At 76.3% G+C, this 6,100-nt stretch carries 4 protein-coding genes; 3 read left to right on the top strand and 1 reads right to left on the bottom strand.

Going from position 1 to position 6,100, the window contains the following annotated elements; translation table 11 throughout:
• Positions 1-620 precede the first annotated feature (620 nt).
• Positions 621-2,675 (bottom strand): WD40 repeat domain-containing protein, encoded by a 2,055-nt coding sequence (locus ACIRS1_RS37400; protein ID WP_402847042.1) that lies wholly within the window; start codon positions 2,673-2,675, stop codon positions 621-623.
• A 265-nt stretch (positions 2,676-2,940) separates the two neighbouring features.
• On the opposite strand from ACIRS1_RS37400, the gene ACIRS1_RS37395 reads away from it, so the two are divergent.
• The 3 genes from ACIRS1_RS37395 to ACIRS1_RS37385 all read left to right on the top strand — a co-directional run bounded on the left by ACIRS1_RS37395 (position 2,941) and on the right by ACIRS1_RS37385 (position 6,093).
• A complete protein-coding gene (locus ACIRS1_RS37395; protein ID WP_387900463.1) occupies positions 2,941-3,150 on the top strand; it encodes a hypothetical protein in 210 nt (69 codons plus the stop codon).
• Positions 3,137-4,528, top strand: coding sequence for an amidase (locus ACIRS1_RS37390; RefSeq protein WP_402847039.1), 1,392 nt, complete (start codon positions 3,137-3,139; stop codon positions 4,526-4,528). The genes ACIRS1_RS37395 and ACIRS1_RS37390 overlap by 14 nt, the downstream gene beginning before the upstream one ends.
• Positions 4,529-4,896: 368 nt before the next feature.
• The gene (locus ACIRS1_RS37385; RefSeq protein WP_402847046.1) at positions 4,897-6,093 is read left to right on the top strand and encodes an enoyl-[acyl-carrier-protein] reductase FabV; all 1,197 of its coding nucleotides are present in this window, start codon (positions 4,897-4,899) and stop codon (positions 6,091-6,093) included.
• Positions 6,094-6,100 lie beyond the last annotated feature (7 nt).

Raw genomic sequence — 6,100 nt, 5'->3', positions numbered from 1 at the left:
ACCCCGTACCCCAGCGCCGACAACCGCTCCGCCACCCGCCGACCCGTCTTACCCGTACCACCCACCACCAGCACCACACCGGCATCGACCGGAAGGTCCACAACGCCCTTGGCAACCACGGTGACCACTCCCCTCGGAGACGTCGAATCAACCTGCGGACCCGGGCCCGTCCGTGCGTCCCGTGCGTCCGTCCTCGTGTCCACCAGTGAATTCCACCGCGGGCCGGCGAGCCATAGCCCCCGCACTCACGTCCATGCGCGAGCGTCTACGTCCCTTCCGCGGCCCCGAAGTCCGAGGCCACCGCCCCTCCGCCACCCACCAGAACACAGCCGACCCGCCACGAACCACCGTGTTCCACCCGCTCTCCAGCGGCCCTCTAGCGCCCGCACAACGCCCCCACACACCGCCGCGCGCGGCCGCGACCGGCGGGCCCCCGCGCCGACTCCGGGCAGCCCGGGCGGACTCGGCGCGAACCCGGTGCCGCGGCGACGCGCTCCGGCCACGAACGGTCGACGGCCCCACCGCGGCGGGCGGGCCCGGTAGCGGCACCGGGCCCACGACCCTTCCTCCCGTCGAGGTAAAGCCCTTTCGGGGGGCGGGCCGTCGGCGAACGCCGGCGGTCAGTGGTGGGCCAGGACGGCGAGGTCCGCGCCGAAGCCGACGGCGAGCCGCCCGTCCGGGGCGACGGCCAGCCCGCGGATCCCGGCGGGAAAGGCGTACCCGCCGATCTGCCGGCCCGTGCCGGCGTCCCACACCCGCACGGCCCCGTCGTCCCCTCCCGCCGCGACGACGGGGCGGCCGTCCAGCACGCCCACCGCCCCCACCCGCACGTCACCGCCGGGCACCGCGAAGGACGGGCCCGCCGGCTCGCCCGTGGCCACGTCCCACAGCCGGACCGTCTCCTTCCTGCACCCGGTCAGCAGGACGGACCGGCCCCCGAGCGACTCCAGGGCCATGGCCCCGGACTGCTTCGGCCGCTCCCCGACCCACCGGCTCTCCACCAGGTCCCACACCCGCCCTTCCCAGGTGACGCCGACGAAGCGCCCCTCCACCACCGCGAAGAAGGTGATGGACGGGCTGGTGTACTCGCTCGTCGACCGCCCGTGCAGCGGTTCCCGGGTGGCGAGGTCCCAGATCCGCACCGTCTCCACGGAATCGCGGGCCAGGAGGGCGGGCCGGCCGTCCACCGCGCCCACCGCCAGCAGCCCCACCGCGGTGTCCCCGGCGGCGAGCGGCTCCCCCGGCTCCCCGCCGTCCAGGTCCCAGCACCGCACCCGGGCGTCCGCGCCGCCGCTGAGGACGACGGGGCGGCCGTCCACGACGGCCGTGGTGACCGCGTGCACGGGGCCCGCGTGACCGGTCGACCAGGCACCCGCCCGCTGGTCGCCGCCGAGGTCCCAGACCCGGACCGATCGGTCCTCACCGCCGGTCAGGGCGAGGTGGCGCCCCTTCGCCACCGCCGTCGCCACTCCCCGCACCGCGCCCTGGTGGCCGATCAGCGGCAGGCGCAGGTGCGTGCGGGCGGACAGGTCCCAGACCTGGACCGGCCCCCTGCCCTCGAAGGCCACCACGGCGGCGGGGCGGCTCCCGAGCGTCGTCACGGCCGCCGCCGCCACGTACGCCGGGCCGGGCTCGCCCACCGGCTCGCCCGTGGCCAGGTCCCGGACGGCGGAGTCGAAGGTGGTGGCGCTGACGGCCAGCGGGACGGCGGCCTCCGGGTCCGTGGCCAGCAGGCGCGTCCTGGCGTTGAGCTCCATGGTGACGCAGCGGCGGTACCCCCCGCCGTCGCCCGCGTCGTCCTCGTCGTCCGCGTGCTCCTCCCGGTCACCCTCGGGCGCCTCGACGTGGTCGCCGCCGGCGCTCAACTGCCGCCCGGAGAGCAGGTCCCACCGCCGGACGACCCCCTCGTCGTGACCGGTCACGGCGACGGGGCGGCCCTCCAGCACCGCCAGGGCCAGCGCGTGCACGCTTCCGGTCCGCACGGTCAGGAGCGCACCGCCGCCGGTGCGGTCGGCCAGGTCCCACACCCGCAGCATTCGGTCGGTGCCGCCGCTCACCACGACCGGCCGGCCGTCGACCAGTCCGGTGGCGAGCGCGTTCACCCACGAGTCGTCCACGCCCCGGTGGGTGGCGACCAGTTGGCCCCCGGCGAGGTCCCAGACCAGGACCGTCCCCCGGGAGTGGCCGGTGACCGCCACGGGGCGGCCGTCCACCACCGCCGTGGCCAGCGCGCGGACCGCGCCCCGGGAGCCGGTCGCGACCGCGCCGGCCTTCCCGCCGGTCACCACGTCCCACCAGGCCAGCGTGCCGTCCTCGCAGCCGACGACGGCGAGGGCGCGATCCGCCGCGACCACGCTCGCCACCGCGACCACCCCGGCCGGCGCGGGCACCGCGTACCGCAACCGGGAGTCCAGATCGGTACCGGTCGCCCACCGCACGCCCCAGGCCTCGCCGGGCCCGCCGGGCTCCCCGTCGGCCGTCACCGCGGCCAGGCTCCTCGCCAACTCCCGTCGTCCGTACCGGGCGGCGTCCAGCGCCAGCAGCTGCCGCCGCACCCGTGCCCCGGACTCCCGGTGCACGTGCCCCGACGCCCGGTACACGGCGGCGGCCGCCAGCTCCTCCGGCCCGACGGCCCCGTCCAGCGCCGCCACCACCTGCTCCGGATCGCCGTTCACCAACCACCCCGGATCGGCCAACCGCTTACCCGTAGCCCCACCTTCACGGCCCGCGCCGTCCCCCGGAAAGTCATCGGTCATGCCCGGCACCCTACGGCCCGGCCCCGGGCCGCACCCTGGCCGCCCCCGGGCCGCCCGGGGGCGGTAAACGCAAAAGATTTGCTTTAAGAGCCCAGCGGACCCTACAGTCCACTAACGCAAACATTTCGCTTTTGTGGCGCGAGGGCTCCGCTGCTCCCGCCTCGGCCGAAAGGAACAACCCACCATGTCCACCGCCGGACTCACACCGCCGGAGGCGGCCCGCTGGGCCGCCCTCGCCGGCCTCCCGCTCGCCGCCGACCGGCACACCGCCGTCGCGACCACCGCGAACCACATCCGGTCCGTCGTCGCCGTCCTGCGCGAGCTGGACTTCGGGGACACCCCGCCCGCCGCCGCCTACCGCGCGGAAGGAGGAGGCCGCCGTGCAGCCGTATGAGCTCTCCCTCACCGCCGCCTCGGACGCGATCCGCTCCCGGCGGCTGTCCCCCGTCGAGCTGGTGGAATCGGTCCTCGCCCGCGTCGACCAGGTCGAGCCGCAGCTCGGCGCCTACGTCGCCGTCACCGCGGACCGGGCGCGCCGGGCCGCCCGCGCGGCCGAGCACGAGGTGGCGCACGGCCGGTACCGGGGGCCGCTGCACGGCGTCCCGATGGGGCTCAAGGACCTGATCGACATCGCGGGAACGCCCACCACCGCCAGCTCCCGGGTCCGTGCCGGCCACCGTGCCCGGGCCGACAGCACGGTCGCCGCCCGGCTGGCGGACGCCGGCGCGGTCCTGGTCGGCAAGACGCACACCCACGAGTTCGCGTACGGCCTCACCACCCCGCAGACCCGCAACGCCCGGGCCCACGACCGGATCGCCGGCGGTTCGAGCGGCGGGTCCGCGGTGGCCGTCGCCTCGGGAACCGCGACCTTCGCCCTGGGCACCGACACCGGCGGGTCGATCCGGGTGCCCGCCGCGCTCAACGGGGTCGTCGGTCTCAAGCCGACCTACGGGCTGGTGCCCCGACACGGCGTCACGTCGCTGTCCTGGTCGTTGGACCACGTCGGCCCGATCACCCGCACCGTCGAGGACGCCGCCACCGTCCTGACCGCCCTCGCCGGGCACGACCCGCGCGACCCGGCCTCGCTGGACGTGCCCGCCGCGGACTACCGGCCGGCGGACGACCCGGACCTGACGGGCCTGCGCATCGGCCTGCCCCGGACCCACTACTTCGACCACGTCGACCCGGAGGTGGAGAGCGCCGTCCGGCACGCCGTCGGGCAGCTGGAGGCCCTCGGCGCGCGACTGGTCGAGGTCGACGTCCCGATGACCCGCTACCTCCAGGCGACCCAGTGGGGCCTGATGGTGCCCGAGGCCACCGCCTACCACGAACGCACCCTGCGCACGGTGCCCGAGCTCTACCAGGCCGACGTCCGCGTCCTCCTGGAGGCCGGCGAGCTGCTGACCGCCGGGGACTACCTGCGGGCCCAGCGCTCCCGGACCCTGATGCGGCAGGAGTGGGCCCGCCTGTGGGAGACGGTGGACGTGATCGCCGCCCCGGCCGTCCCGCTGACCGCGGTGCGGGCGGGTGAGGAGACGGTCACCTGGCCGGACGGCACCACCGAAGGCGTCTCCGACGCCCTGGTGCGCCTCTCCGCACCCGCCAACATCACCGGGGTACCGGCCCTGACCGTCCCGGCCGGCCAGGACGCGGCGGGCCTGCCGATCGGCCTGCAACTCCTCGGCCGCCCCCTCGGGGAGCAGACCCTCCTGCGCGTCGGCCACGCCTTCGAGCGCACCCGCCCCACCCCCGCCCCGACACCGGCGTCCTGAACGCGCGGCGGCGTCGGCATCCGAGTCCGGCGCCGACCGGCCGCGGGCCGGCTGCCGATGGGAGCCGGATAGCCCACGAAGGACTCCGGTGGCAAGGGCGGACCCTACAACCGCGGCGGGGATCCTCCGTCGTGCTCTGGCACGGGCGGCGGTCGGCGGGGCGAAATACGATCACCGACGACGCACACCCCGGGCACGGTCACGGGGTCGCCGGCCGCGCCCCGCGTGCGGCTCACGGCGCCCCGTCATGCGCCCGGACGTCGCCGTCCCGGGCGAGCAGGTCGGCCACCGGCGCACCGCCGGCGGCCCGGCGGGCCTGTTCGATCGGCACGGCCGTACCCCATTGGAGAGGGCACCACCGCGTGAGCATGCAGCAGATCACCCCGAAGCAGCGGGGCTACCTGATCGTCAACTCCCACCCCACCGGCAGCGCGGCCGGTGTCGAGGAGCTCTGGGGGTCCATCGCCCCGGCCGCTCCCGCCGGGCGGGCACCGGTCGTCCTGGTGCTCGGTTCGAGCGCCGGGTACGGGCTGGCCATCCTGGTGGCGGGGCTGCGGCGTCTCGGCGTCCGCGGTGTCGGTGTCGGCTTCGAGGCGGCCGCCAACGAGCGGCGCACCGCGACCGCCGGCTGGTACCGCACCGCCGCGACCGCCGGGCTGGTCGAGCAGGCCGGCGGCGACTTCACCTTCGTCAACGCCGACGCCTACGCGGACGCCACCCGGGCGGAGGTGCTCGGGGTGCTGGCCGAGCACTACGGCCCGGTCGACTACCTCGTCTACTCGCTCGCCTCGCCACGGCGCACGGACCCGGCGACCGGTGAGGTCCACCACTCGGTGATCAAGCCCGTCGGCGCGGCCTACACCTCCCCCTCGCTGCTCTTCCCGGACGGCCTCCCCGAGGTCGGAGCGGTCGACCTCGCCCCGGCCGACGAGGCGGAGCGCGCCGCGACGGTGAAGGTGATGGGAGGGGAGGACTGGCGGCTCTGGGTGCAGGCCCTGGCCGACGCGGACCTCCTGGCCGAGGGCTTCACCACCGCCGCGCTGTCCTACGTCGGCTCGGAGATCACCGCGCCGGTGTACCGGCAGGGCACCATCGGCGCCGCCAAGGAGCACCTGGAGGACACCGCCGGGCGGCTGCAGCGCGAGGTGCTGGGCGACCGGGGCCGGGCGTTCACCGTCGTCGCCGGGGCGGCCGTCACCCAGGCGTCCACCGCCATCCCGTCCATCGCCCTCTACACCTCCCTGCTGCGCAGCGTGCTCGGTGCGGACGGCTGGCGGACGACCGCCGACCAGGCCGTGGACCTGTGGGAGCAGCTGAGCGGGGCGAAGGCGCCGGTGCTGGACGAGCGGGGCCGGATCCGGCTGGACGGCTGGGAGCTCGACGCCGACGTGCAGGACGGGGTGCGGAAGCTGTGGGCCGACCCCGCGGCGGCGCTGGCCGCCGATCCGGACGCCCCGGCCTGGTTCTACAACCAGTTCCGGCAGCTGTACGGCTGGGACGTGCCCGGCGTCGACTACTCCGTCGAGGCGGAGGCGGTCGTCCCCTGGCCCACCCGGCGGCGTTAGGCCCTCG

The sequence above is a fragment of the Kitasatospora sp. NPDC101176 genome, assembly GCF_044768035.1.
Taxonomy (GTDB): domain Bacteria; phylum Actinomycetota; class Actinomycetes; order Streptomycetales; family Streptomycetaceae; genus Kitasatospora.
The sequence above is the reverse complement of the archived record's forward strand: the minus strand, read 5'-3'. Positions and strand labels throughout refer to the sequence as shown.